The 1,453-nt window shown below is 43.6% G+C and carries 1 pseudogene; it reads left to right on the top strand.

The annotated features are described in order from the left end of the window. Window positions 1–69: 69 nt before the first annotated feature. Window positions 70–1,453, top strand: a pseudogene (locus ACR2PX_RS21370) (hypothetical protein); the annotation flags it as partial.

Raw genomic sequence — 1,453 nt, 5'->3', positions numbered from 1 at the left:
AGTGAAGCTCAGTAAAGCTGAATTGAAGGAAATTCAACCTTACATCATACGAAACCCTGAGTTACGAAAGTGGGATGTTGCTATTGTGCCAGAGCCGGTAAATTATTAATTGCTGTACCCCTAAGTGGAGGACAAGGCTTTGATACATATGTAGTAAAAGATGGCGATGTTATTACTGACAGCGATGGCTATGGCCGAGTCGAATATAACAACCGCACTTTGACTGGAGGGACAAGAAAGGAGGATGATCCAGAAAACACATATAAAGGTGGTGGAAATACCTATGTGCTGAATGGGAAAACTCTCACTATCAATGACAGTTTAACGATTACTGACTTTTCTGAAGGCGATTTGGGTATCAACTTTAAAACAGAAAAGGAAGAAGAGGAAGAGCCAGAAGAAAAGCCAGATATTTCAGGTCCTGAGAAACTGACTTCCCCAATTGTTATTGATCTTGATGGGGATGGGGTGGAAACCCAGGCTCTGGGTGAAACATTCTTCGATCTGGATAACGATGGCCTGAGTGAACAGACTGGTTGGGTCAGTCCTGATGATGGGCTTCTGGTTCGAGATAAAAACAATGATGGCCGTATTAACAACGGTTCCGAACTCTTTGGTAATAATACCTCCCTGCAGGATGGCTCCCTGGCAGAACATGGTTTTCAGGTTCTGGCGGAACTGGATGACAATGGTGATGGTGTTGTTGACGCGAAAGATGCCGTTTTCAATGAGCTGAAAATCTGGCAGGACAAAAATAATAATGGCATCAATGATGAAGGAGAGATGACCTCACTGGCAGATGTCGGGATCAAAGCTATCAAAACTGCATCTGAAGCTTCCTCTGTAGTAGATGCTAATGGTAATGAGCATCGTCAGGTGGGTAGTGTGCTGCTTGAAAATGGAGAAAGCAGAACGGCTACTGATGTCTGGTTTAAAGTTGATGCTGGTAATCGTATCAATAACGCTGATATAGAACTGACAGCTGAAGTAGCTGGATTACCTGATGCCAGAGCATTTGGACAGATGTATGACTTGCGTCAAGCCATGGTGGGTAATGAAAAGCTACAAGCTCTCGTAAAACAATATTCTGAATCTACAGATGTCAGTGAACGTAGTGCAATTCTGGATAATTTGATTTATGAATGGGCTGGAGTAGCAGATGTAGATCCTTATAGCCGTGATCCATCCAAAGTGTATGGCCATGTAATGGATGCCCGTCAACTTGAAACGCTGGAGAAATTGGTTGGTCGATCCTATCTGGGTATATGGTGTTGGGGCGAATATGACCCAAATCCACATGGCCGTGCAGCTCCAGTTCTGGTCGCAGAGTTTGTTGAATTCAAAAATTACGTGGATGCTCAGTTAATGGCTCAAACTCATTTTGCCGATGAGTTCTCATTTGTTAAAAGCCATTTTGTTTCCAGTGTCAGCAAACCAGTGATCGACTGGAACG

It is taken from the genome of Endozoicomonas sp. (assembly GCF_051008435.1).
Classification (GTDB): Bacteria; Pseudomonadota; Gammaproteobacteria; order Pseudomonadales; family Endozoicomonadaceae; genus Endozoicomonas_A.
Note: the sequence above shows the minus strand (reverse complement) of the source record. Positions and strands in the feature narration are given on the sequence as shown.